Annotated in this window: 26 protein-coding genes; 13 read left to right on the forward strand and 13 right to left on the reverse strand. The window is 61.1% G+C overall.

The window, feature by feature from the left end:
• On the forward strand, window positions 1–2,696 hold a 2,696-nt coding region (locus tag QM716_RS05895; RefSeq protein ID WP_283303098.1), incomplete at its 5' end, for an amino acid adenylation domain-containing protein.
• 157 nt (window positions 2,697–2,853) lie between these two features.
• On the opposite strand, the gene QM716_RS05900 is transcribed toward QM716_RS05895, so the two are convergent.
• From QM716_RS05900 to QM716_RS05920, 5 genes are all read right to left on the reverse strand, one after another.
• Window positions 2,854–3,777, reverse strand: a complete 924-nt coding sequence (locus QM716_RS05900; protein ID WP_283303100.1) for an esterase/lipase family protein — start codon at window positions 3,775–3,777, stop codon at window positions 2,854–2,856.
• Between the two features lie 67 nt (window positions 3,778–3,844).
• Window positions 3,845–4,858 carry an alpha/beta hydrolase gene (locus QM716_RS05905; RefSeq protein ID WP_283303102.1) on the reverse strand — a complete coding sequence of 338 codons (1,014 nt, stop codon included), beginning with the start codon at window positions 4,856–4,858 and terminating at the stop codon, window positions 3,845–3,847.
• Window positions 4,859–5,052: 194 nt separating this feature from the next.
• The gene (locus tag QM716_RS05910) at window positions 5,053–5,910 is read right to left on the reverse strand and encodes an ABC transporter permease (RefSeq protein WP_283303104.1); all 858 of its coding nucleotides are present in this window, start codon (window positions 5,908–5,910) and stop codon (window positions 5,053–5,055) included.
• Complete coding sequence (locus tag QM716_RS05915; RefSeq protein ID WP_283303106.1) at window positions 5,907–6,770, reverse strand: ABC transporter permease; 864 nt, start codon at window positions 6,768–6,770, stop codon at window positions 5,907–5,909. The genes QM716_RS05910 and QM716_RS05915 overlap by 4 nt, the downstream gene beginning before the upstream one ends.
• The gene (locus QM716_RS05920; protein WP_020969036.1) at window positions 6,767–7,738 is read right to left on the reverse strand and encodes a daunorubicin resistance protein DrrA family ABC transporter ATP-binding protein; all 972 of its coding nucleotides are present in this window, start codon (window positions 7,736–7,738) and stop codon (window positions 6,767–6,769) included. The genes QM716_RS05915 and QM716_RS05920 overlap by 4 nt, the downstream gene beginning before the upstream one ends.
• Window positions 7,739–8,143: 405 nt before the next feature.
• On the opposite strand from QM716_RS05920, the gene QM716_RS05925 reads away from it, so the two are divergent.
• Window positions 8,144–9,001, forward strand: a complete 858-nt coding sequence (locus QM716_RS05925) for a glycosyltransferase family 2 protein (RefSeq protein ID WP_283303108.1) — start codon at window positions 8,144–8,146, stop codon at window positions 8,999–9,001.
• Window positions 9,002–9,137: 136 nt separating this feature from the next.
• On the opposite strand, the gene QM716_RS05930 is transcribed toward QM716_RS05925, so the two are convergent.
• The 5 genes from QM716_RS05930 to QM716_RS05950 form a co-directional block, all read right to left on the reverse strand.
• Window positions 9,138–10,100, reverse strand: a complete 963-nt coding sequence (locus QM716_RS05930; RefSeq protein ID WP_283303110.1) for a diiron oxygenase — start codon at window positions 10,098–10,100, stop codon at window positions 9,138–9,140.
• A 6-nt stretch (window positions 10,101–10,106) separates the two neighbouring features.
• Window positions 10,107–10,985 carry a prephenate dehydrogenase/arogenate dehydrogenase family protein gene (locus tag QM716_RS05935; protein WP_283303112.1) on the reverse strand — a complete coding sequence of 293 codons (879 nt, stop codon included), beginning with the start codon at window positions 10,983–10,985 and terminating at the stop codon, window positions 10,107–10,109.
• Between the two features lie 8 nt (window positions 10,986–10,993).
• Window positions 10,994–13,078, reverse strand: a complete 2,085-nt coding sequence (gene pabB, locus QM716_RS05940; RefSeq protein ID WP_283303114.1) for an aminodeoxychorismate synthase component I — start codon at window positions 13,076–13,078, stop codon at window positions 10,994–10,996.
• Window positions 13,075–13,599, reverse strand: a complete 525-nt coding sequence (locus QM716_RS05945) for a chorismate mutase family protein (RefSeq protein WP_283303116.1) — start codon at window positions 13,597–13,599, stop codon at window positions 13,075–13,077. The genes pabB and QM716_RS05945 overlap by 4 nt, the downstream gene beginning before the upstream one ends.
• Window positions 13,600–13,695: 96 nt before the next feature.
• A complete protein-coding gene (locus tag QM716_RS05950) occupies window positions 13,696–14,172 on the reverse strand; it encodes a hotdog fold domain-containing protein (protein WP_283303117.1) in 477 nt (158 codons plus the stop codon).
• A 563-nt stretch (window positions 14,173–14,735) separates the two neighbouring features.
• Here QM716_RS05950 and rpsJ point away from each other — a divergent pair.
• The 11 genes from rpsJ to rpsQ are packed head-to-tail and all read left to right on the forward strand — an operon-like array spanning window position 14,736 to window position 20,003.
• The gene (rpsJ, locus tag QM716_RS05955; protein ID WP_003938093.1) at window positions 14,736–15,041 is read left to right on the forward strand and encodes a 30S ribosomal protein S10; all 306 of its coding nucleotides are present in this window, start codon (window positions 14,736–14,738) and stop codon (window positions 15,039–15,041) included.
• Between the two features lie 17 nt (window positions 15,042–15,058).
• A complete protein-coding gene (gene rplC, locus QM716_RS05960; protein ID WP_283303119.1) occupies window positions 15,059–15,715 on the forward strand; it encodes a 50S ribosomal protein L3 in 657 nt (218 codons plus the stop codon).
• Window positions 15,712–16,386: a 50S ribosomal protein L4 gene (rplD, locus tag QM716_RS05965; protein WP_283303121.1), complete on the forward strand. Its 675-nt coding sequence runs from the start codon at window positions 15,712–15,714 to the stop codon at window positions 16,384–16,386. The genes rplC and rplD overlap by 4 nt, the downstream gene beginning before the upstream one ends.
• A complete protein-coding gene (gene rplW / locus QM716_RS05970) occupies window positions 16,383–16,688 on the forward strand; it encodes a 50S ribosomal protein L23 (RefSeq protein ID WP_003940990.1) in 306 nt (101 codons plus the stop codon). Before rplD ends, rplW begins: the two co-directional genes overlap by 4 nt.
• Window positions 16,689–16,727: 39 nt before the next feature.
• Window positions 16,728–17,564, forward strand: a complete 837-nt coding sequence (gene rplB, locus QM716_RS05975) for a 50S ribosomal protein L2 (protein ID WP_230812247.1) — start codon at window positions 16,728–16,730, stop codon at window positions 17,562–17,564.
• Between the two features lie 13 nt (window positions 17,565–17,577).
• Window positions 17,578–17,859: a 30S ribosomal protein S19 gene (gene rpsS, locus QM716_RS05980; protein WP_003940820.1), complete on the forward strand. Its 282-nt coding sequence runs from the start codon at window positions 17,578–17,580 to the stop codon at window positions 17,857–17,859.
• Window positions 17,856–18,260, forward strand: a complete 405-nt coding sequence (gene rplV, locus QM716_RS05985; protein WP_005239634.1) for a 50S ribosomal protein L22 — start codon at window positions 17,856–17,858, stop codon at window positions 18,258–18,260. The genes rpsS and rplV overlap by 4 nt, the downstream gene beginning before the upstream one ends.
• Window positions 18,260–19,069 carry a 30S ribosomal protein S3 gene (rpsC, locus tag QM716_RS05990; RefSeq protein WP_283303126.1) on the forward strand — a complete coding sequence of 270 codons (810 nt, stop codon included), beginning with the start codon at window positions 18,260–18,262 and terminating at the stop codon, window positions 19,067–19,069. Before rplV ends, rpsC begins: the two co-directional genes overlap by 1 nt.
• A gap of 3 nt (window positions 19,070–19,072) precedes the next feature.
• Window positions 19,073–19,489, forward strand: a complete 417-nt coding sequence (gene rplP / locus QM716_RS05995; protein WP_283303128.1) for a 50S ribosomal protein L16 — start codon at window positions 19,073–19,075, stop codon at window positions 19,487–19,489.
• A complete protein-coding gene (gene rpmC, locus QM716_RS06000) occupies window positions 19,489–19,725 on the forward strand; it encodes a 50S ribosomal protein L29 (protein ID WP_003940734.1) in 237 nt (78 codons plus the stop codon). Before rplP ends, rpmC begins: the two co-directional genes overlap by 1 nt.
• Window positions 19,722–20,003, forward strand: coding sequence for a 30S ribosomal protein S17 (rpsQ, locus tag QM716_RS06005; RefSeq protein WP_003941020.1), 282 nt, complete (start codon window positions 19,722–19,724; stop codon window positions 20,001–20,003). The genes rpmC and rpsQ overlap by 4 nt, the downstream gene beginning before the upstream one ends.
• 91 nt (window positions 20,004–20,094) lie before the next feature.
• Here the strand turns inward: rpsQ and QM716_RS06010 are convergent, their stop codons facing one another.
• From QM716_RS06010 to QM716_RS06020, 3 genes are read right to left on the reverse strand one after another with little or no spacing between them, the layout of a single operon-like run.
• Complete coding sequence (locus tag QM716_RS06010) at window positions 20,095–23,262, reverse strand: helicase HerA domain-containing protein (protein WP_283303141.1); 3,168 nt, start codon at window positions 23,260–23,262, stop codon at window positions 20,095–20,097.
• On the reverse strand, window positions 23,259–23,927 hold the full coding sequence (locus tag QM716_RS06015) for a hypothetical protein (RefSeq protein ID WP_283303143.1): 669 nt from the start codon (window positions 23,925–23,927) through the stop codon (window positions 23,259–23,261). The genes QM716_RS06010 and QM716_RS06015 overlap by 4 nt, the downstream gene beginning before the upstream one ends.
• A complete protein-coding gene (locus QM716_RS06020; RefSeq protein WP_283303145.1) occupies window positions 23,924–24,994 on the reverse strand; it encodes an endonuclease domain-containing protein in 1,071 nt (356 codons plus the stop codon). Before QM716_RS06020 ends, QM716_RS06015 begins: the two co-directional genes overlap by 4 nt.
• Window positions 24,995–25,118: the final 124 nt, after the last annotated feature.

The raw sequence follows: 25,118 nt of genomic DNA on the forward strand, positions 1-25,118 counted from the left end.
CTGGGTTCGCGGACAGGTTCGGGCGGATCCTCGGTGCCGTCGTTGCTGATCAGTCAATCGTTCTGGGTGACATCGATATTCTGGATTCTGTTGAGCGTTCGTTGGTGCTCGAGGGGTGGAATGACACTGTTCACGAGTTGACTGGTGGTGCGTTGTTGCTCGATGGGTTCTTCGGGCAGGTGGCGGCGACGCCGGGTGCGGTGGCGGTGGTGTTCGAGGGGCAGTCGCTGTCGTATGCGGAGTTCGGGTCTCGGGTGAGTCGCCTTGCGCGGTATTTGATTTCGGTGGGTGTGGGGCCGGAGTCGTTGGTGGCGTTGGCGATGCGCCGGTCGGTTGATCTTGTGGTGGGTATGTATGCGGTGGTTGCTGCGGGTGGGGCGTATGTGCCGTTGGATCCGGATCATCCGGTCGAGCGCAATGGTCATATTCTCGGGACTGCGGCGCCGGTGTGTGTGTTGTCGACTGCTGGTGACGGTGTGGTGTTGCCGGGTGAGTTCGATGTGGTGTTGATCGACGAGTTGGATGTGTCCGGGTTCTCGGATGCGCCTGTTTCTGATGTGGATCGTGTTTCGCCGTTGCGGGGTTCGAATGCTGCGTATGTGATTTTCACGTCGGGTTCGACGGGGAAGCCGAAGGGTGTGGCGGTTTCGCATGCGGCGATCGTCAATCAGATGGCGTGGATGCAGGGTCGGTATGTTCTGACTGGGTCGGATGTGTATTTGCAGAAGACGGCGACGACGTTCGATGTGTCGTTGTGGGGTTTCTTCTTGCCGTTGGCGGTGGGTGCTCGGTTGGTGGTGGCTACTCATGACGGTCATCGGGATCCGGGGTATTTGGCGTCGGTGATCGCTGATCAGGGTGTGACGGTGACGGATTTCGTGCCGACGATGTTGTCGGTGTTCGCGGGTGCGGTGTCTGCGGAGTTGTTGGGTTCGTTGCGTGATGTGTTCGTCATCGGTGAGGCGTTGCCGGCGCAGGCGGTGCGTGATTTCGGTGTGGTGTCGGGTGCTCGGGTTCATAATCTGTATGGTCCGACCGAGGCTGCGGTGTCGATCACGTTCGCGGATGTGACGGGTGTCGTCGATGGTGGTGTGGTGTCTATTGGTGTGCCGCAGTGGAATTCGCAGGTGTTCGTGTTGGATTCGCGGTTGCGTCCGGTGCCGGTGGGTGTTGCGGGTGAGTTGTATCTGGCGGGTGATCAGTTGGCTCGTGGGTATGTTTCTCGTCCGGATTTGTCGGCGGATCGCTTCGTGGCGAATCCGTTCACCGATGGCAGTGGTGGGGATCGGATGTATCGCACGGGGGACTTGGTGCGGTGGGGCGGGTCGGGTGAGCTCGAGTACATCGGTCGTACCGATTTCCAGGTGAAGTTCCGTGGTCAGCGGATCGAGTTGGGGGAGATCGAGTCGGCGTTGGTGGCCGATGTGTCGGTGTCTGTGTCGTCGGTGGCTGTGGTGTCGACGGTGACCGGTGATCAGTTGGTGGGGTATGTGGTGCCGGCGTCGGGTGCGGTGGTTGATACTGCGGCGTTGGTGGATTCGTTGGGGTCGGTGTTGCCGTCGTATATGGTGCCGTCGCAGATCATGGTGTTGGATGCGTTCCCGTTGAATGCTTCGGGGAAGTTGGATCGGAAGTTGTTGCCGGAGCCGGTGTTCGAGGTTGCGGTGTTCAGGGCTCCGGTGACCGAGGTCGAGCGACTCGTTGCTTCTGTCTTCGAGGAATTGCTAGGTATCGATCGGGTCGGTCTCGATGACGATTTCTTCGAATTGGGCGGAAACTCCCTGATCGCGACGCAGTTGGCAGCGAAGTTGGGCCAAGCGATTTCGGCTGAGGTTCCGCTACGCATGCTATTCACCAGTTCGACTGTGTCGGAGATGTCCGACAAGTTGGTTACCGGTATGCACGTGGGATTTGAACTGGATCTTGATGCCGCACTCGCAGTCACATTGCCCTTGCGTGCACGCGGATCTGAGCTTCCACTGTTTTGCGTGCACCCAATGGTCGGGCTGGCCTGGCCGTACGCACCTCTCGCCGCGTTCGTCGACAGATCGGTGCCGCTATACGGGCTGCAGACACCAGCGTTGACCGAGGAGGACTTTTCCGCGACTGCACTGACCGACTACATAGATCGGTATGTGTCGGAGATCCGATCAGTGCAACCGCAGGGTCCGTACAGACTTCTGGGTTGGTCGTTCGGTGGAGTTGTCGCACATGGAATCGCGGCAAGGCTCGAGGCCTTGGGCGAGAAGGTAAGTGCCTTGGTCATTTTGGACGGCTCGCCCTTGAGCTTGGATGATGAAGCTTTTGCGACGATGGTCAGGCACGAAGTTGCTGGCTTGGGCGTCGTAATTCCGGATGACGAGGACCTCGAGAACCTGTCGATCGACTGTGCCAGTGATGTCCTGACCGCAGTGAATGGCGGAGCTATCGGGCTGAATGCCAGTGATATCAGGCGATTGTTCTCCAGCATCGCGCGAACGTCGGCGCTGACACGGGAGTATGAACCGGCCACGTGCACGGGGCCGGTGCTGTTCGTGGGATCCAATGAAACCGAGGCCGACGGGGTCGATCCGTGGCGTCCACTGATCGACGGCGAAATCGATGTTCGTCGGGCAAACGTGAACCATGTTTCGATGATGACGCCAGAGGGTCTGGAGGAGATCGGCCCGATGATTGCCGCTGCGCTGAATTCCTGACCCGATCTCCTCGCCCACGATCCGCGGGCCTGGTTAGGCGTCCCTCCGTCGAGCCAGATCCGCGGCCTGTACGAAGATACAAAAAATAGTCTGGCGGCGTCGGATTTCTCCGCGCCGCCAGACTACTTCGGTCCTGCTGTCTACCTGCCTGACGCGCCTATTCGCAAGGGAGCGGGCGGTACTCGGGGTCAAGCGCTGATTTGACGAGATCAAGCGTGTGAGGGTCGCTGACCAACTGCCCGTGGGACGCCGCGTTACCGGCACAGTTGTCTTGAGTCCAGACATTATGCACTATGGCGCCATCACCCGGACTAAGGAAAGTTGCCTCGGGTGGCGTCGAGATTTCGTCGTGAGCTGAGGCGATTACGGTGTACTCGATATCGGGTTGCGTCTCGGAACCGGCGTTGAGCGCGGTCAAGAACGGTGTTCCGCTGAGTTGCTGGACACCGGCCGGCCCCCAGATCGCCTGGACGAGTAGATCGCCAGGGAGACCCATCGCAGACAACGATCGTGCGTTCGCTTGAAGACCACCGAATGTAGTCCCGTGGTTGGTCGCGCCCAGACTGACGAGCGAGTGCACGGCATTTTTCGACGGATCTGCAGGGGTCGCTCCACCGTTGAACTTGAGGTACTGGCGAGCAACGACGCCACCCTGGGAATGACCGACGATATCCACCTGCGTCGCACCGGTGTGAAACTTCACCGAGTCAACGAACACTGCAAGCTCCTCTGCGGAGGTTGCAATGTCGGTGATCCCCCAATGCACAGCATTGGGATTCAGAATTTCCCGCACACCACCATAATTCAGCGCAAAGACGCAGTAGCCCAAATCGGCAAGCTGAGGCGCCAAAACATCCCAGGTGTCGGTCATACTCATCCCGGTTCCGTGTACGAGTACCACCGGACGGGGATGTTCCAGACTTGGCTTGCACCCCCAGTCGTTGGCGCCGACAGGGGAGGGCGCCACACTGGACAATCCGGGTGTAGGTTCGGCCGGATCTGCTGATACTGCTGCTGGCGTTCCAGCCAGAACGGCACAGGCCGCCAATGACGCCAGCGTGACCAGAGTGAATCGCTTCAATTCTTTCCTCGCGTGCTGAATCTGGTTGTTCGCTTTGCTTCTTGCTCCCAAAATCTGCGTCTCGGGATCAGACCCCGAGGGACTGGGCGATGAACGGCCATGACTTGTGCAGATCGTCTTGCCAGTAACCCCACGAATGCGTGCCTACGGGACGGAAGTCCACAGTTGCCGGGATATTGAGGTCGGCAAGACGTCGAGCGAGGTTTCCGGTGCAGATGCTAGTCGCGAATTCAATCGGTCCTCCCACAACAATCTGGTCGAACATCGCTGCTCGTCCGTCCTGAATGCGAGGGTTCTCCGGGGTATCGTTCGGAAAACCGGGCAGGCCACTACCCGTGCTGATGTACAGGGGAGTGCCACGCAGCTTCTCCGCGTTGACGACCGGGTCGTGTTCTACCCATCCCGGACCATCGAAGGGGCCCCACATGTTCTGAATGTCGCCAACTCCGCCGATCCATTCAGTGGTTGCTCGAACGAAGGCCTGCCCCATCGGGTCGCTGGTCTGTGCACAACCTGAATAGGACGCAACGGACTTGTAGAACCCTGGGTATTCGATCGCGAGATTCAGAACAGAGGTCGCAGACATCGAGATAGCTGCAATCGACTGATCGCCGTTACTGCCGAGTGCCTTGTTCAGAAGTGGAGGAAGCTCCTTGCCCAGAAAGGTGCTCCACATGTTCTTTCCGAGGACGGAATCTTCCTTCTCCCAGTCGGTGTAGTACGACATCAGGCCTTTGGCCGGAATCGCAACATTGACGTTCTTGTCGGCGAAGAAATCAACCACATCAGTTTGGCGGTCCCACGTTGCTGTGCCTTCTCCACCGTCAGCGCCGTTGAGCAGGTAGAGAATGGGGCGCGGCTGAGAGTTGTCTGCAGGCAAGATCACCTGAATGGGGACCGACTTGTCCATCGATGCTGCGTAGACATTTACGACGATCTGGCGATCATTGACTCGCTCGACAGATTCGATGTACGACCCGTCCGAATCGTCCTGTGCAGCATCTCCCCCACCCTGGTGTGCAGTGGGCGCGGCACCGGCGATGCCCACGCTGCTGGAAACAAGGACGACGCTTGCCGCCATCAGTGCACCTACGACGGTGCGCCTCCAGGGGGACCGAAATTTTCGAGTCAAGACAACGCCTTTCGGTTGGTTCAACTGTGCTGCCGGAACTGCTCGGCAATCGTGTTTCGTGAGTCTGAACTACTTGTAATTCGGATGGTCAGCCGTAGACGTTACCGCGCGTACGGATTCACCAGGCAATACCCAGATGGTTATCAGTCCGAAGCGGCGCGTCGGTATCCGAGTATCGCTGGATAGATGAACACCACCACCATCCCGACCGCCCAGGCCAATGTCTTGAGGAGGGGTTCGGCGACGGGGCCCCCCAAGGAGAGGCCTTTCATCGCATCGATTGCCACGGACATTGGCTGCTCGGCAACAACTGGTTGCAGCCACTTCGGGTAAGCCATCACCGGTACAAAGCCGGAGTTGAAGAACATCAACAGCGTGCAGGAGATCGACACGATCTCCACAAGCGGCAGATTGTCCGCCACGGTTGCCAGCGCCGTGACCATCATCGCGAAGCCGATGCCGAAAACGATCGGCAATGCCAAGAGTGCCACTGCGGCCAGGGGACCCTGGTTGAATCTGAATCCCAACAGATAGCCGACACCAAGGATGACGATGGAGGTGACGAGAACTCGCACTGCTTCGGCGATCATGCGTCCGACCAGGCCCGAGGCACGATGCGCCGGGAGAGTCCAGAACCGGCTCAGGAGTCCAGATGCTCGTTCGCCTTTGAGTCCGACTGCGCTCGCAATCGAGCCGAACATGGCGCCAACGAGGATGATCAGCGGTACCGTTCCGAAGATGCTCGATTGGCCAGTCGCTGCTGTAATCGAATTGCCCAAGACGACTCGGAACATCAACAGCATGAACGCTGGATACACAAGAGCTTGAATGGTGGTAGATGGATCGCGCAGCCAGGTGAGCAACAAACGTTTGGCCTGAATCCCGCTGTGCACGACCAGAGCCTTGAACGAGTTCTCAGGGAGCGCTTTGTCCGGGTAGGGAAAGTTGAACCCCTCGGCGGGGCGGACGGCCGCCATGAAACGATCTGTCGGTTCGCTCATGACCGCCTCATACTTGCCCAGAACGCGAGTGGCGCGAAGAAGACGATCAACCCGATCGTCCACGCAACGACGGGAAACAGGACGCCCCAGGTGACTCCGCCTTGCGCAAGATCACGCATGGCGAATGAAAACTGCGATACCGGTTGATTGCGCACGAACGGCCGAATCCATTCGGGAAAGCCAGTCTCGGGCGCGAAACCGCAGGACAACATCCCCAGAATCAATTGGGGGAGTGTCAGCGCCTGACTGGTGGCTTGTGGACTCTTCGACAGTGAACCGATTGCATCACCGGCGAAGGACAGACAAGTACTGAACGCGAGGGCGATCGCACAAAACAAAACTGCCTGACCCACGCCTGCGGAGAATCGGAAACCGATCAAGTGGCCGAAAGTCAATGCCGCGGCGAGTGAGACCGTCGAACGGACGAAGCCACTCGATTGACGAGACAACAGCGGTACGGGGCCGACGACCGGCATGGTTTTCATGCGGTTACTGAAGCCGGTGATCGACTCGGTCGAAGACATCTGAGCGGCGGAGATCGATGTGAATGCCATGGCTTGCAGCACGATGATCGGCATCAAGAACTGGGCATAGTTGATGCCCTGAAGTTGCATGACGAACTTCAACGGAAGGTAGAAACCGATCGTGAAGATCAATGGCGCGACTACCGCGATCAGTAGTTCGTAGCGCTTCACCATGGATTTGACGGTGCGTGCCGTCAGCACCCACCACTGATTGATCGCTGACGGATGTGGTCGGCGGTGCTTGCCAACGCTCAATGCCTCGGGGACTGCAATCTTGCTGCGAGTGCCCCCGCGGACAGTCACTTGATCGACCCCGAATTTTGTAGTTGTCGTCACGGTGTCTCGCTCACGTGCTGTTCACCTGTGAGTGAAAGGAAGACATCATCGAGTGACGGACGACGAAGCGCAATGTCTGCAAGCGGAATCCGTGCGTGGTCCAGACGACGCAGTGCTTCGGAGAGCGTTCCTGCGCCGACAGGTGCGGGGATTGCGATCCGCCCGCTCTCTTGTGCCAGATCGAATCTGAAGTCGCGGGGGACCAGATTGCCCAGCGCATGGACCGCGTGAGGCAGCTGTTTGAGATCTGCGGGCACGATCTCGCAGAAGCTTGCGCCGGTTCGAGCCTTCAATTGGTCAGCAGTCCCCTCGGCAATGACTGCGCCTTTGTCGATGACGATGATGTTGTCGCTCAGTAAATCTGCTTCTTCGAGGTACTGGGTTGTCAGGAGCACGGTGATTCCCTGCTCCTTCAGTGACTGAACCAGCGACCAGACGCTCTGCCGACTGCGCGGATCCAAGCCAGTGGTCGGCTCGTCGAGGAAAACCACCTCGGGGCGAACAACCAGGCCACACGCGATATCGATTCGTCGGCGCATACCGCCGGAGTAGTTCCTGACTACTCGGGATCCAGCCTCGACTAGGTCGAATTGAGAGAGCAGGTCGGCAGCGCGCACCTTTGCTGACATTCGGTCGAGCCCCATCAACCTGCCGAACAGCTCGATGTTCTCGCGGCCGGTGAGTGAATCGTCCAGGGCGGCGAACTGCCCGGTCATCATGATGGAGCGTCGAACCTCTGGAGCATTGCGTACGACGTCGTAGCCGGCCACCATCGCGCGTCCACTGGTAGGGCGAATGAGCGTGGAGAGGACCTTCACCGTGGTTGTCTTGCCTGCGCCGTTGGGACCCAAGATGCCGAGCACTGTCCCGCGTGGGGCGGTGAAGTTGATCCCTCGCAGCGCGTGCACGTTCTTGAAGGACTTGTGTACGTCCTCCACTAGTACCGCTGCGTCCGTGGAAAAGGGCATCAACACTCCGCTGTCTGCATTGTCGGAACGGGCACGCGCTCCCGACGGGCGCACAGATGCCTTCTGTCTTCTATCCGTGATCTCCGCTCAGATGTTACCGGAGGGTCAAACCGACACTCGGACAATCGGACGCATGACAGGGGGCCTGTGGCTTCTGCCAGCAACTCTCACCTTCGATTTCACCTTGTGGTAAGAATCACAAAGTTCTTTCTGTAACGTAAAGATCTCCTCTAATTGAACGAATGACCAAATCGATTTGTAGTGCATCTACGCAGGTGGGTATTCGACTGCGTCGCACGAAGGTCTTTGATTTGACCGGTGATGAAAGTCCTCCGGTTCCTCCCGGTGGGTCCCCCGGGGCCGCTGCTCAAAGTCTTGTGGAGAGATTCACGATATCGTTGGGAAATGGCGAACGCGACGTTGTCGGTGGTTGTTCCGGCTTTTAATGAATCTGAATACATCGAAACATGCATCGAAGCGCTCATCGCTCAAGGTGAATATGTCGACGAAATTATCGTTGTTGACAATAATTCCTCGGACGACACTTCCGAGTTGATCAAGAAGTATCAAAATAATTGCACCAAAGTTCGGCTTCTCATTGAATCGCGCCCCGGGGTGGTGCATGCGAGAAACAAGGGGTTTGACGCGGCGAGTGGAGACATTATCGGGCGTATCGATGCAGATACGATCGTGGGGGAAGATTGGGCAGTCGCGGTACACGAATTTTTCGAGCGCCGCGACGATTTCTCGGGCGTAACCGGCCTGACTTACCTTTATGAATCTCCGATCGCCGGCCTTCAGCGCCGATGGACGAATTGGCGACTCGGTCGCGGGGCCGAGGACGCAGTTCGGCCCGTTGTTGCAGTTCCAGGCAGCAACATGGCGATGCGTCGATCGGCTTGGTTGGCCGTCAGGGACGCGGTCAGCGATCGAACCGATATTCACGAGGATATTGATCTATCCCTCTGCATGACGCATGTTCGTTGCGCTGTCGGGCAGATTTCCAGCATGGCCGCGAAGGTTTCGGGCAGACGTGGAGTTAGTTCGCCGCGTGTGTATGCCCGATATAACCGAGCGTCAAAGAAAACCCTCGAGCATCACGGTGTATCGAATTGGAAGTTGACGTTCTTGATTGCAGCGGACAGTCTTCTGCATGCAATTTTATGGCCTCTTTATCGAATGTATGACAAGAATTCCGGACAACTCTCTTCTCGTGTCTTGGGTCGGAGGCAGAGTGCGAGGGATCTTCCCGTCTTTTCGTGAGAAGTCCGTCTGGTATGGATTCGCTCACGATCTTCTCTAGCTGAGTGGTCGGGAGTGCCCGATAGTTGCGGAATATTGTTGGATCGGGTTCGTTGAGGGCACTTTCTTTTATTGCACAGGATTAACTGGAAAGATCTTATTTTGCAGCGATTTTTACTGCCGGCGTAACTTGCAACTTATGGAGCAGGGACGATATTCCGCTGTAGTCCTGCACGAACAGCTCGTTGCGCGGTTCCGATCCGACATCATCGAGCATCTTCTGCCCGCCGGGTATGGCTTCGATTTCCATGATTGCTCGCCACGCGCCGAAGTCGGTCCTGCTGAATGCACGCATGGCGCCTTCGAAGCCTTCCAGCAGATAGCTGCGATCTCCGCCATCCAGGGAAGCCCAGACCAGTACGGCCAATTCCCCTGCGATTGAGGCATGGCAGTACTCGTCGCGCGCGTGCAACCGAATCGTCGCCCGATTGATCGACTGGACTCCCGGGTCGTCCGAGATCAGGTCGAGATACGCGGTGATCGACACCTCCGCGACGGTCATGAACGCCAACTCGGTCAGCGCGACCTTGCGCGGGCCGTCGGCTGCGTCGAGGGCTAGCGCGCGGGTACGCACAGTCAGGACGTCGGGCAATGTCTTCGACGGAAGCTCCCAGCCTCTGCCTCGACGGGTCGCTGAACTGGCGTTGAAGTGCATGAGCGTGTGATATTGCTCGTCGACCATCGCCTGATTGACCGCCACAGCAGCACTATCTCCGAGCCCGACGCCGAGGCGGTCTTCGGCGAGAACGTCGAACCCTGGGTTGACGACGTACTTCTCGATGTCCATGACGTTCTTGTTGAACGCGATCCATGCCCAGGCCTGCAGGCGTTGCTTCTGCTCGGGACGCAATGCCAGGTAGGTCGGATGCTCCGCGAACGGGAGAAGTGCTTCGGGGTAGTCGGACAGCGAGGGGTCGAAGAGGTCGTCCAGTTCAGGCTCCGCCTTTTTCACTGTCGCCCGGCGCGCCCAGTTGCTCGCAAGCCGGTTGACGATCGCACTCTCGACGGGATCGGAGGCGTCGTAATCCGGCAGGCTCGGCGGACTCACTCCAGGTCTCATCGTGCCCTACTCTCTGTGCCCTTCGGCGATGCGATCGAACAGGATTTGGCACTCCGCATTCAATTCACCTGAGCGTTCACCGAGCGCTGCCTCTGCCACTTTCATCAGCGTCGTGAAGTCGCCGAGGGTCCCGGCCGCCGTGTCCACCTGTGTGGCGGCGTCGAACAGCGTTTTTCTTGTGGCTTCCGCGTATGGATTGCCCGCTTGCACGTCCCAGTACACCTCCGGTTCGCCGCCGGCTATCCGCGCCAGGAGCGCGAGCAAGGTCCGATGCGGGGGAGGGGCGACCGCGAGGAGTTCGTCCGCGGAAAGTCCGAGATCGGCCAGGACAACGCCGAATGCCAGCACCGACGCGTGGGTCAGTACCTGGGTCGCTGCGGCCAATCGGTCGTGTCGATCGGCGTCCATCACCGCGACCGACGCTCCCCACGAGCGCACGACGTCGAGGAATCTCTCGGACTGCGGACCGTTGACGTACGGCACCGCGACGACGGATCGACCGCGCGGGCCCAGCGACGGGCGGAACATGGGGTTGAGTCCGAGAAACTCCTGTACCCGGCCGACGTCGGCGATTGCTGCGTCCATCCTCGATTTGACCGACAGCGTGTCCACGACGAGAGCGTCGGATGTCTGAAGCGTCGGCAGCGCAGCTAGGGCGACCTGTTCGGGAACGGCGAGCACGATGATGCTCGAGGACTCCATGAGATCGAGGACCGGGTCACTCGGCGCCGTGATGTCTCCGACGAGCACATCCCCGTCAGCGTCGCAGCCTGCTGGGTCGACGACGGTGACCGTCAAGCCATCGGCGCGAAGCAGTTCGACGAACATGGCTCCGACGGCACCTCGCCCGCCGACCACCGTCGCAGTACCTGATGCCGCCGTCATGGCTGGTTCTACCCGCCGTACTCGAGGACCCGAGAGGACACCGCATCGAGCGCACGGAGCAGCGTGGAGGCCTTGACCGTGGTCTCGTCGAACTCTTCTTCCGGGTCGGACAACGCAGTGATGGCACCGCCGATTCCGAAGGTCACGCCGCTCTCGGTGCAGACCAGCGACCGGATCACGATCGAGAGGTCCGCGGCGCCACCGAGGGCGAAGTACCCGATCGATCCCGAGTAGACCCCACGCGGGCCGGATTCGAGGCGGTCGATGATCTCCATGGTCCGTACCTTCGGGGCGCCGGTCATCGATCCACCGGGGAAAGCGGCACGGACACAGTCCACTGCCGACGATCCCGGACTCAGATGTCCACGCACGGTCGACACCATTTGATGAACGGACGAGTACGACTCGATCGCGAACAGCCTCGGAACGTGGACACTTCCCGGAACGCAGACCTTGGTGAGGTCGTTTCGAGTGAGGTCGACGATCATCAGGTTCTCGGCGCGGTCCTTCTCGCTGTCGAGCAGGTCCTGCCGAAGGGCAGCATCGCGCGCCCGTGTGACGCCTCGCGGGCGAGTGCCCTTGATGGGCTTGGACTCGACGTTGCCGTCGGCGTCGACACGTAGGAACCGCTCAGGTGAGGCCGAAACGACCGAGATGCCGGTGAAGTCGAGCAGTGCGCTGTACGGCGTCGGATTGATCGAGCGTAGATACTCGAACGCCCGCAGCGCGTCGATCGTCTCGTCGACGCTGGCCATGTTGGTCAGACACACTTCGTACGACTCACCTGCCCGGATCTCCGAGAGGGCCGTACCGATCAATGACAGGTACTGATCGCGATCATGCCGAAGTCGAGCCTGTGTCCAGACCGTCTCGCTGATCAGCGGAACTGGGGTGCGTTCCGGAAGGTCCGCGCCGATCCGCGCCAGGGCGTCGATGGTCGATTCGAGCCAGTCGTCGTGGCCGGCGTCGCGGACTTTCTCGCGCAACCTCAAAACGTGAGTGCGGCCGGCAGTGTGATCGATGACGACGGCGCGATCGGCAAACACCAGGGCGGCATCAGGAGTGGGTGCCGGATGGACTGCCCGCCCTCCGGTCTGCGCTTTCAGTTCGTAGCCGAGATAGCCCACGTAGCCGAGGTTGAAATCGAGTTCCGGATGAGAGGGCACGAAGCGCGCGGCGAGTTGCGCGTCCAAGTAGTCGAAGAACGGAACTCGAATGTGCTCGTCGGACAGGCCTTTTCGGCTGACAGTCAGCATCCCGGCTTGCACGTCGTACGTGATGAACTCGGCCAGCGGGCCCGCGGAATCGCCCAGAATCGAAAAGCGTGCACTCGGCTCCGCAGTTGCCGCGCGGTCGAGCCAGAACGCGTTGGGGCCGTCGGCGAACAGTGCGGCAAAGGCCGCCGACGGGTCCACGGCAAAATCGAGGGTCACGTCGTCGACGTCGTAGTTGATCGCTGGTCGCAAGTCGGGCGTTTGCGGAACCGGTTCGGGTCGGATCACCGAATCCAGGGTTCGTCCGACAGACAGATCGCGGAAGTTCGCGAGCAAATCGATGCCGAATTCGGTACTGATGGACTCCGGATGGAACTGCACGCCCCACATCGGCTTGGTCCGGTGTCGGACACCCATGAGCAGACCGTCGGACGTCCACGCGGTACGAACGAAGGCATTCGGCAGATTCTCGACGGTCAACGAGTGGTAGCGAACAGCTCGGAAAGGCGACGGAAGTCCGGCAAAGATGCCCGAACCGTCGTGATCGATCAGCGAGATCCGGCCGTGCATCGGGACGGGTGCAACCACCACGTCTGCACCGAACAACTCGCACAGACCCTGGTGACCTAGGCAGACGCCGAGAAGAGGGAGGGGCGCTTCCTCGATGAAACGGCGGCTGATTCCGAAATCACGCTCGCGATCCGGCCGACCGGGACCGGGGGAGATGACCACGTTGTCGTACGACGCGAGATCGAGGGAATCCCAGTCCGCGTCGTTGCGGACGACGGTGGGCACAACCCCGTTGACCTCGGTCAACAGGGTGAACAGGTTGTAGGTGAACGAGTCGTAATTGTCCACCAGAAGGGTGCGGGAACTCATGTCGATGATCCTGATCTCGGTCCGACGGATTCCCGAACAGTGTCCTCCTCCTCAACGGGTGCGTTGATCACCAGGTCTTCGAGTCGACAGGTCTCGGCGATCATCAGCTCGTACAGAGAGTTGAAGAAGTCAGGGGAAAGGCCGTGATTACGGGCGAATTCGCGTGCCCGTTCCTGCACGAGGCGGACGCGGCCGGGTTGCATCATCGGAACCTCACGCGTGCGCTTCCACTCGCCGATGCGCAGGCAGAGTTCCAGCCGTTCGCGCACCGTCTCGAGAAGTAGAGCGTCGATGGCGTCGAGGTCGCGCCGGAAGCCGTCCAAGCCCTCCGCCCCGTCCGGATACGCCGAGGTCTCCGTGCCTGCTTCGGAACTCGTTGTGGTCAAGAACTCTTCCACGAGGCCTCCCGGTGCTCGGCGTGACGCGAGGTCGACAATGAGGTATCCGGAACGTAAATCACCTCCGGACACCGGCACCCCGACCGACCATCGCCGTTCGGGGAGGTGTTCCACGATCGTCATCCGCCGAAACCTGCGGTGGTCCCTAGTTCTGTGAAACCTGCTGGCGGGCGAATCAGCTTGCGATGCAGTCGTGTTCGTGAGCGTCTGCGGGGGTGCTCACTTGGGGGTGACCCACGTGGTGATTTCGGCGTGAACTACTTCCTTGCCGTCCCGGTCGAAGATCGAAATGGGAACGACCAGTTCGGTGCCGCTGTCGATCGTCGCGAAGTCCGGCAAGGTCCCGAGCCGAGCGACCGCACGCAAACCCGTCTCGGCCTTGGCGAGGTAGTCGACCTTCATCGACTTGGGGATCCAGCGGTGTGTGTTGGGAACCGTTGCTTCGCTCAGCATGCCCATTGCGACCTCCGCAAGATTGCATGCTGCGATCGCGTGAAAGGTGCCGAGATGGTTGCGGACGCCCCACCACTTGGGGGAGCGGACCTCGCACAGCCCTGGTTCCAACTGGGTCACCCGGGGGAGAACGGAGGCGAAGTAGGGCACGCGAATGGACATCGCCGCCGAGAAAACTGCATGTCCGAGGGCGTTGTCCGGCAATTTCTGCCATCCGCGATAGGTGGGGCTGGAAGTAGTCATGGGCCCACCTTACTTCTGAGTAAGATAGTTGTCGCGCAGCTCACTCGGAAAGGCTGGTTCAGGGGAGTTGAGGAATCGGGCCAGGTACGGCATACTGGTCGGGTTGCCTTGTCCGGGACGCGGTCGTTTGCGGTCGTGATCGGGTAAGGGTAAGACGTCACAGACGATCGATCGCAGATCCCGTCAGGGTAATCGGGTCAACGACTGTGACCATGCAAGACATGCAAGACGAGAAGTAATGCAGGACGGAAGCAGTACCTACTTTGTGTTCGACATCGAACACGTCCGGTACGCATCACGCGCCAGATGATCGAAAGATTGTCCGGCGCAGGATGAGTGAGAAGGCGACACGCCCGACCGCGTGTACCGGAGAACAATGACAAACGAACAGCGGCAGCAGATCCTGATCTCGATCCGAATATTCGGTACTCCCGAAAAACTTGGACTTGGTCCCGATCGCTTCAGTGTTCGTCGTGTCATCGTCCAGGCAAGGACTGTGCAGACGAGGTAGCTCGAGCCTGACCAGGCGGGCTACGAAACGCGGCAAGAAAAGGACACTAAGCGTGGCGGGACAAAAGATCCGCATCAGGCTCAAGGCCTACGACCACGAGGCGATCGACGCGTCAGCGCGCAAGATCGTCGAGACGGTAACCCGTACGGGTGCCCGCGTCGTTGGACCTGTGCCGTTGCCGACCGAGAAGAACGTATATTGCGTCATCCGCTCGCCGCACAAGTACAAGGACTCGCGCGAGCACTTCGAGATGCGTACTCACAAGCGGCTGATCGACATTCTCGACCCGACGCCGAAGACGGTTGACGCGCTTATGCGCATCGACCTTCCGGCCAGTGTCGACGTGAACATTCAGTGACGGCGGAGACAAAAACAATGACTGAAACCAAGATCAAGGGAATCCTGGGCACCAAGCTCGGCATGACCCAGGTCTTCGACGAGAACAACCGGGTTGTCCCGGTGACCGTCGTGAAGGCTGGGCCGAACGTCGTAACCCAGATCCGTACCGAAGAGCGTGACGGCTACAGCGCCGTTCAGCTCGCGTTCGGCGCCATCGACCCGCGCAAGGTGAACAAGCCGACTTCCGGCCAGTTCACCAAGGCTGGTGTGACCCCGCGTCGCCACGTAGTGGAGCTCCGCGTTGCGGACACCTCCGACTACGAGGTCGGCCAGGAGCTCACCGCCGAGGTCTTCGAGGACGGCGCATACGTCGACGTCACCGGAACCAGCAAGGGCAAGGGCTTCGCCGGAACCATGAAGCGTCACGGCTTCAAGGGACAGGGCGCGTCGCACGGTACCCAGGCTGTTCACCGCCGCCCGGGCTCCATCGGTGGCTGTGCAACTCCCGGCCGCGTGTTCAAGGGCATGCGCATGTCCGGACGCATGGGTAGCGACCGCATCACGACGCAGAACCTCTCGGTCCACAAGGTGGATGCCGAGAACGGTCTGCTGCTGATCAAGGGTGCGATCCCCGGCCGCAAGGGCGGCCTCGTGATCGTCAAGAGTGCAGTGAAGGGTGGTGCACGGGCATGACCAGCACCGAGACCAAGTTGACCCTGGACGTCAAGGTTGCCGGCGGCAAGACCAACGGCACCGTCGACCTCCCCGCTGAGATCTTCGACGCTCCGGCCAACATCGCGCTTCTCCATCAGGTTGTCGTCGCGCAGCTCGCAGCTGCTCGTCAGGGAACCCACTCCACCAAGACCCGCGGCGAAGTCCGCGGCGGTGGTAAGAAGCCGTACCGCCAGAAGGGCACCGGCCGCGCACGCCAGGGCTCGACTCGCGCACCGCAGTTCGTCGGCGGCGGAACCGTTCACGGCCCGCAGCCGCGTGACTACAGCCAGCGCACCCCCAAGAAGATGAAGGCAGCCGCTCTGCGCGGAGCCCTCTCTGACCGCGCACGCAACGAGCGCATCCACGTCATCACCGAACTGGTTGCAGGGCAGACGCCTTCGACCAAGGGCGCAATCGCGTTCCTCGGCGAGATCTCGGATCGCAAGAAGCTGCTGCTCGTCGTGGGTCGCCAGGATGTAGCCGCTTGGAAGAGCGTGCAGAACTTGGAAGGCGTGCATCCCATTGCACCCGACCAGCTCAACACCTACGACGTGCTCAATGCAGACGATGTCGTGTTCAGCGTCGAGGCACTCAACGCGTTCATCCACGGGCCCGCAGAGAGCGCTCAGAACAAGGAGGACGCCAAGTGAGCACCATCGCTGACCCCCGCGACATCCTGCTCGCTCCGGTCATCTCCGAGAAGTCCTACGGACTGATCGAGGAAGGCACCTACACCTTCCTGGTGCACCCGGACTCGAACAAGACGCAGATCAAGATTGCCGTCGAGAAGGTCTTCGGCGTCAAGGTGACCAGCGTCAACACCGCCAACCGTCAGGGCAAGCGTAAGCGGACCCGATTCGGTTACGGCAAGCGCAAGGATACCAAGCGCGCGCTCGTGACCCTGTCCGCTGACAGCAAGCCCATCGAGATCTTCGGAGGACCGGTCGCGTAAGCGCCGGGACTTGACGAGACATAGAGGACGAGAAGACTCATGGCAATCCGTAAGTACAAGCCGACAACACCGGGCCGTCGTGGCTCGAGCGTCTCGGACTTCGCCGAGATCACTCGGTCGACCCCCGAGAAGTCGCTGGTTCGCCCGCTGCACGGTCGCGGTGGACGTAACGCACACGGTCGTATCACCACCCGTCACAAGGGCGGCGGACACAAGCGTGCATACCGACTGATCGATTTCCGTCGCAACGACAAGGACGGCGTCCCGGCAAAGGTCGCTCACATCGAGTACGACCCCAACCGCACAGCAAACATCGCACTCCTGCATTACGCAGACGGTGAGAAGCGCTACATCATCGCCCCCAAGGGCCTGGTGCAGGGTTCACCGATCGAGTCCGGTGCAGGCGCCGACATCAAGCCGGGCAACAACCTGCCGCTGCGCAACATCCCGACTGGTACCACCATCCACGGTGTGGAACTGCGTCCCGGCGGCGGAGCCAAGATGGCTCGTTCCGCAGGCGCCAGCATCCAGCTCCTCGGTAAGGAAGGCAACTACGCAACGCTGCGTATGCCTTCCGGTGAAATCCGTCGCGTCGACGTGCGCTGCCGCGCATCTGTCGGCGAGGTCGGCAACGCCGAGCAGTCGAACATCAACTGGGGCAAGGCCGGCCGTATGCGTTGGAAGGGCAAGCGCCCGACCGTTCGTGGTGTCGTGATGAACCCGGTCGACCACCCGCACGGTGGCGGCGAGGGCAAGACCTCAGGTGGACGCCACCCGGTCAGCCCGTGGGGTAAGCCGGAAGGCCGTACCCGCAAGAACAAGGCAAGCGACAAGATGATCGTCCGTCGCCGCCGCACCGGCAAGAACAAGCGCTAGGAGGGAGTGAAGGATGCCACGCAGCCTTAAGAAGGGCCCGTTCGTCGATGACCACCTCCTCGCGAAGGTGGATGTACAGAACGAAAAGGGAACCAAGCAGGTCATCAAGACCTGGTCCCGTCGTTCGACAATCATCCCGGACTTCATCGGCCACACGTTTGCGGTTCACGACGGCCGTAAGCATGTCCCCGTGTTCGTTTCCGACTCGATGGTCGGACACAAGCTCGGAGAGTTTGCACCGACCCGCACGTTCAAGGGTCACATCAAGGATGATCGGAAGGCGAAGAGGCGATGAGCAACACCGAAACCGCCAACCCGACTGCCAAGGCTGTAGCACGCCACGTGCGTGTTACTCCGATGAAGGCACGTCGAGTTGTGGACCTGGTTCGCGGGCGCTCCGTTGAAGACGCCCTGAACATCCTGAAGTTCGCGCCGCAGGCAGCGAGCGAGCCGGTCGCCAAGGTGATCGCCTCCGCAGCAGCCAACGCCGAGAACAACCTCGACCTCGACCCGAGCACGCTTGTCGTTGCTACGGCGTTCGTGGACGAGGGCGCGACCCTCAAGCGGTTCCAGCCGCGTGCACAGGGACGTGCGTTCCGTATTCGCAAGCGCACCAGTCACATCACCGTGATCGTGGAGAGCCTGCCGAAGACCGGAACATCGACCCGTAATCGCCGGAAGGGAAGTGCTCAGTAGTGGGCCAGAAAATCAACCCGCACGGCTTCCGCCTCGGCATCACCACCGACTGGAAGTCTCGCTGGTACGCAGACAAGCAGTACGCGGAGTACGTGAAGGAAGACGTCGCGATCCGTAAGCTCCTCGCCACCGGCATGGAGCGCGCGGGAATCGCGAAGGTCGAGATCGAGCGCACCCGTGACCGTGTCCGCGTGGACATCCACACGGCACGCCCGGGCATCGTCATCGGCCGCCGCGGCGCCGAAGCCGATCGCATCCGCTCCGAGCTCGAAAAGATGACCGGCAAGCAGGTTCAGCTGAACATCCTCGAGGTCAAGAACGCAGAAGCTGAAGCACAGCTCGTCGCACAGGGTGTGGCCGAGCAGCTCTCGAACCGCGTTGCCTTCCGTCGTGCAATGCGCAAGGCCATCCAGTCGGCCATGCGTCAGCCCAACGTCAAGGGAATCCGCGTTCAGTGCTCCGGTCGTCTCGGCGGCGCCGAGATGTCCCGGTCGGAGTTCTACCGCGAAGGCCGTGTGCCCCTGCACACGCTTCGTGCGGACATCGACTACGGCCTCTACGAGGCCAAGACCACCTTCGGTCGCATCGGCGTCAAGGTCTGGATCTACAAGGGCGACATCGTCGGTGGCAAGCGTGAGCTCGCCGCCAACGCGGCCGCAGCACCGGCCGGGGATCGCCCGCGTCGTGAGCGTCCGAGCCGTCCGCGTCGTTCCGGTGCCACCGGTACCACTGCGACCAGCACCGAGGCCGGTCGCGCAGCGACCGCAACCGCCGATGCTCCCGCAACTGAACAGAATCAGGAGGGCTGACGCATGTTGATCCCACGGCGGGTCAAGCACCGCAAGCAGCACCACCCGAGCCGTTCGGGTGCCGCCAAGGGCGGTACCCAGGTCACCTTCGGCGAGTGGGGTATCCAGGCTCTCGAGCCCGCATACATCACCAACCGGCAGATCGAGTCCGCTCGTATCGCGATGACCCGGCACATCAAGCGTGGCGGCAAGATCTGGATCAACATCTTCCCGGATCGCCCCCTCACGAAGAAGCCGGCCGAAACCCGAATGGGTTCCGGTAAGGGTTCGCCCGAGTGGTGGATTGCCAACGTCAAGCCCGGACGCGTTCTGTTCGAAATGTCCTACCCCAACGAGGAGATTGCTCGTGAGGCCCTGCGCCGCGCGATGCACAAGCTCCCGTGCAAGTGCCGGATCGTGACCAGAGAGGAGCAGTTCTGATGGCTACTGGAACCCCAGCAGCAGAGCTCCGCGAGCTCAGTGAAGACGAGCTGGTCACCCGGCTCCGTGAGTCGAAGGAAGAGCTTTTCAACCTTCGTTTCCAGATGGCCACCGGCCAGATGGACAACAACCGACGACTGCGCACCGTTCGTCACGAGATCGCGCGCATCTACACCGTCCTGCGTGAGCGTGAGCTCGGACTCGCTGTGGGTCCGGATGCAGGTGACGCGGCATGAGTGAGGAAAAAGCAGTGAGCACAGAAGAGCGCGCGAGCCGTAAGGTCCGTGTCGGATACGTCGTGTCCGACAAGATGGAAAAGACGATCGTGGTCGAGCTCGAAGACCGCGTCAAGCACAAGCTCTACGGCAAGATCATCCGCCGTACGACCAAGGTGAAGGCGCACGACGAGAACGGCGTTGCCGGCGTCGGCGACCGCGTTCAGCTGATGGAAACCCGTCCGCTGTCCGCGACGAAGCACTGGCGTCTGGTCGAGGTCCTCGAAAAGGCCAAGTAAGCCTGATCGAAGCCTCGAGCTGATCGAATAACAAAATGGTCCGCCTCACTTTCGTGAGGCGGACCATTTTGTTGTATCCATTGGCGCTCGGTCAGTCGGTAGCGGCTCCACCTCGAGCGAGCAGCAATACCTCTTCTTCGGTGGGTGGGCTCTTGGGATGGTAGGTCAGGCACAGTGGTGTCTGAGTCTTCTGGAATCCGGAGCCTTCGATGGCGGTGTAGAACTGCCCGGTGGGTAGGCGTCCGATATCAGCGACGTCGCCACCCTTGACCCGGGCCATTTCCTTGGCCGCGTCGATCTGTGCGGGACTGTTGAGGAGCCCGTAGAACTGGGTGGAGGCATTACCCGGAATGCGATTGTGCAGGCCCTTCGGGGACTGGGTGGCGAAGACCAGGCCGAGGCCGTACTTGCGAGCCTGAGATGCCAGCGCCAAGGTGCTTTCGGTTGAGGCGACCGTCTTGCCAGAGGGTGCGAAGTTCTGTGCCTCGTCCATGACGAACAGTCCGCCGAGGGGCCGTTCACCGGCCGGGTTCTTCTTGATCCAGGCGAACAACGCCATTTGCAGCTGGTTGACGAAGCCGTGGCGTTGTTCGTCCGAGGTCAGCCCCGAGAGGTTGATCACCGACACCCGGGCTCGTTTTCCGGCCGACGGAGTGAGCAGCAGCCCTGGGTCCATCGGAGAGCCGGATCCACCGAAGAGCGGATCGTTGGCCGTGGATGCCTTGAGGTTCTCGGCCAATTCGGCAGCCAGAACCGTGGCGTCTCGAAGGTTGCTCGTACCCTCCGGCAGATTCTCGAGCAGATCGATCAGGTCCGCGAGCTCACTGCTACGTGACCGGAGTGCGAAGTCTTGGACGGTCTGTTGTAGCACCGCTCGCATCAGCTTCGACCGGGAAGTTCCGCCGACTGCGTTAGCGCGCGGTGCGAGTGCGGCGACAGCCGAGTCTATGGCGGCGCCGAGTTCGTCCGGATCGTCGATGACGCCGGCAAAATCAGGAAGCGGCTGCAGACTCAGCGGTCGCCCTCCGGTCCGCCGCGGTGTCCAGACGAGAACCTCGGTGTTTTCGAGATAGTCGTCGGCCTTGGCCGCATCCGCAGAATCCCATTGTCGCGTGTTCGGGGGCCACGCTGTTCCCAAGCGTGAGAGGTCGTTGTTCGGATCGATGATGATCGACGAAACTCCCTGCATGGCGCACTCTTCCACCAAACGGCGGATGAGGACCGTCTTGCCAGAGCCGGAGCCAGCAAAGATCGCGGTGTGCTTGCGTAGCGCCTCGAGCTTGACCGACACCGGTCGTCGGGAGCCCACCGTCGCCCCGATCGGGATGGAGTCCGGTGGGATTGCCAGTTCCGCGTCCTCCGGTTCCCGAATGCGGGGGACCGCTACAGTGTCGTCAGACGGGCCTGGCGTCGCCGGCGGATCGTTGTCCGGAACCGTGGGCGTCCCAGCTGAGGCGAGGGCCGCAAGTGTGGTGCGGAACAACGCGATATCGTGTGCGGGCTTCCTGGCGATCAGCCAATTCTCCAGGCCTGCAGAGTTTTCCGTAAGCAGAGTGCCGAGTGCTCGCAGCATCGCCTCGTCCCTAATGGAGAGCGGGACGGTTCGGCCACCAGCTTGTTCGAATGCGTTGACGGTCGCAATGGTCTTGGGACCGGACGGCCACGCATCGTTGCGAATGAGGAAGAGTCGGCGTTTCGCGACGCCCTGTGCCAAACCGGCAGAAGTGCATGCCTTTTGGATACGGCTCAGAACGGCTTTACTGTTGGTGGCCGAAATCGCCCGGAATGCCCAGTGTTCCTCGGCCTCTGTCGCTTGCACATGTTTGATGCGGGCGTGCAGTGCCGGTTTTGCGCCTGGTGGGGGATCGATGATGAGAGCGTCGTCGTCGACTTGGCACTCGTGAATCCATGCCATGAGACCGGCACTCAACAGCGCAGGCAACTCGGTGTCTTCGACGGACGGGCCCAAGACCGAGGAGCCAGGTGCTGCCGCGATCAATTTGGCAAAGCGAGCGTCGAGTTCATCGAGGCCCGAGGGCGGTGAGACCGCGACGTTGACAGAATCGCCGCCCGTGGTGCTGTCGAATGAATCCAGCTCGGAAACCTCGTCGGCCGCCAGGCAGGCACGAATGTGTTTGTCGGCCTTGATGAGCAGCTGTCGTGGGGTGTAATCGGGTGCCTGGCCGAACGCGCTCTCGGCGACCGGCCAGGTGGGATACGGCGGCTCGAAATCGAGTTCGTGATAGCCGATAGCGAAGCGTCGCGTGAGCAGCATCCGTCCGATGTCCGAGGACGGAATGCGCTGCAGGGGAGTGGTCAAGCGGAATCGGTCCTGGACGGAGGCGGTCGCCCGGGTGGCGATCAGTTCCCACGCGGCTGACAGGCAGGACACGACCGAGGCCGTCCGACACATCGTTTCGCGAAGCGACATCAGACCGTGAGCGATCTGTTCGACCAGGAGGTCCTCGGTCATCTGATCGTCGACTTGATCTGCGCCCGTGCGTGATTGGGCCACCAAGGTGTCGATCTGATCGACGGCGAGCACGGTCGAGCCGGTGATCGCGAGAAGCCGGGAGATGTTCTCTGCGATGCCCTGGTGTCCGAGCACTGCCACTCTGATACCCCAGCGTGCGAATTCCGCGGGTTCGACGCTCTCGATCGACTGCAGATAAGCATCGCCCGTGTCCTGGAGTGTCGGGTCTGCCGAAGACAACAGGACCAGCGCACGCAGTGTGTGCTGCGACGACCGGCGGTGGCGTGGGTGCTTGCGGTACACCGCCGCGACGAATGTTTCCAATGCGGGGGGAGTCAGTTCGTCGAGCCCGAGAACGGATCGTCGAACCTCGTCGTTCACCTCCGCTTCGCCCGCAAGGCGGTCGATCAGGCACTCGAGCTGCGTCGAGTGATCGATCGCGGGTCGGCCGAGATCGTCGAGCATGCCAACCAGAACCGAACGCCAGAAACCTTCGGCGTCGAGCAATCGGATCAGGAAGAAGTAGCCGCCTTCCTGCTGCACCTTCTCGCGAACCTGGCCGAGGAGATGGGTTTTCCCCGAACCGGCCGGGCCGTGCACGATCACACCCAATGGGCTCGAGTCGCTACTGCGTCCGGCGTCGTGGAATGCGGCCAGGACATCGGTCATGGCGTGTTCGTGCAGACCAGGGACATGGAGATCGGTCTGGGGCCGCCAGACATCCTCCGGCGTCGGCGCCCAGCTGAGTCTGATCGACTCGAGTGCTTTGCGTTCTTCCGGCGTCATTTCGCCTCGATCGAGATCAGGTGATTGTGCTGGTTGCCCAGAAACAGCGCGGCGTCGCGGTCGTCGCTGGTGAGCGTTTTCTGGTTCTCTTCCGGGATCAGATTGACGTTCGGTCGGCGTTGGAGCTGCGTAAGCGCACGGTCGAATTCCGTGCGCGACGTACCGGCGAGAGCTGGTCGTAACCTGGCGAGCCGGACCCAGGCGCCGGGGGTGGCCGCCAATTCGGCGTATGTCCTGACGATCAGGTTCTCGACTTCCTCGCCTTCGGTGCGCTCGTTCGTCGCCGTCGCCGTCGCCGTTCCCGTTTCGGGGGCTTCGGACCGGGGCAGGAAGACCTCGGACGGGCGCAGATCGGTGCGATCGAAATGTCGACGCAGACCGGCCAGGACCGTGTAGAGCGCCTTCATCGGACTGAGCGACCCGGTCGGGGCGTCGGCGCCGATCAACTCGGCCGCCACTGCCCAGCCGCGATCGGTGAGGATGTGAGTGAACGGCCGCACCTCGGTATTGCTCTCGATCAGGCCCAGCGCATTGAGTTTCTCCCGACTTGCCGGGCGCAGTTCCGGTCCGAGCTTCTTGAGTTCCGGGTTCGGCACCTCACGCGATTCCGACATGAGGACAAGGAGGATCAGTGCCTCGGTAGGGGTCAGGTCGGAGTGGGTCACTGCAGGGTCCTTTCGGATTCGGATAGTGCTGGTGAGCTGGGAGTGCCATGTATTGCGCCGCGTCGAGTGTGGAGAAGTGTCCCGATGGTGTCGAGAACGGCACTGAGGTCTTCGAAGATCTGCCGATTGGTGAATCGCAGAACTATGTAGCCGTTCAGGTGAAGAGCATTGTCCCGCAACCTATCTGCGGCATATTTGTAGAGAGTTCGATGGTCGTCGCCGTCTACTTCTACGACGCACTTCTCGTCCTTCCACAGCAGATCCACACGGATCGGTGCATCGAGCGGATTGGGCTGGTATGTCGGATTCCACAATCTGCCCGCTGCCCATTGGGTATGGAGTAGTGCGGCCTCGAGTGTCAGTTCGGCCGCGCTGGCCGGATGTGGCCGCCCGGATACGGGAGGGAAGCGGAGCTGCGTCGCGGCAGAAGCGGCAGTACTCGGCGTGCTGATCACTGGCGGTGGTGCGAGGTCGGCGGGTGTTGTCAACGGTTGCCAAGCGACGGTCACCACGGGGAAGCGGTCGATATCCGGAATCGGCGAGTCCGCCAGCCAGATCGTCAACCCGCCATGTGTATGTAACCACTCGCACGCCGCGGCCAGCGCACGCTGCTGTTCGAAGGTCAGGCCGTCCGGGGCGGTGAGTAGCACGGCTAATCGGTCACGGTGATAAGACCTGGCCAGGATTCGGACCAGACCGCCTACGCGAGTCTCTCGAGAGAATTCTTCCGGCCGTGGGCGCTGACCGGACACCGAAGATTCGGCGATTCGCCTGACAAACGGACCGAAATGCTCGGACGTGGACGCCAAACGGGCAGAGAGGGCGCGAGCCGCCCGTACGTCCAACGAGCTGGCGGAGTCGAGAGAATCTCCCCCGGGCAACCATGCGGGAAAAAGCGCGAGAGCGGCCGCCTCGAACTGATCGAGAATGCCTGCGACTACATCTGCGGCAGTCCTCACCTGGATGATTCGACAGCTGACGATGGCAGGTCCGTCGTCGGGCAGGGGATCGAACCCCACCTGCAGGACGTCGAGTGGTGCGCCATTCACGTCGGCAATGCCTGTCATCGGGATCACCGACCATCGCATAACCGACACCCCCACTCGACCAAGTCCGGTCATCATCCCAAACGGTCGGACGGGTGCTGGCAGCGGTCTAGCTCGAGTGATCCGGTCAGGAGCTCATTTGGTA

It is taken from the genome of Rhodococcus sp. IEGM 1409 (assembly GCF_030056735.1).
Classification (GTDB): domain Bacteria; phylum Actinomycetota; class Actinomycetes; order Mycobacteriales; family Mycobacteriaceae; genus Rhodococcus_F.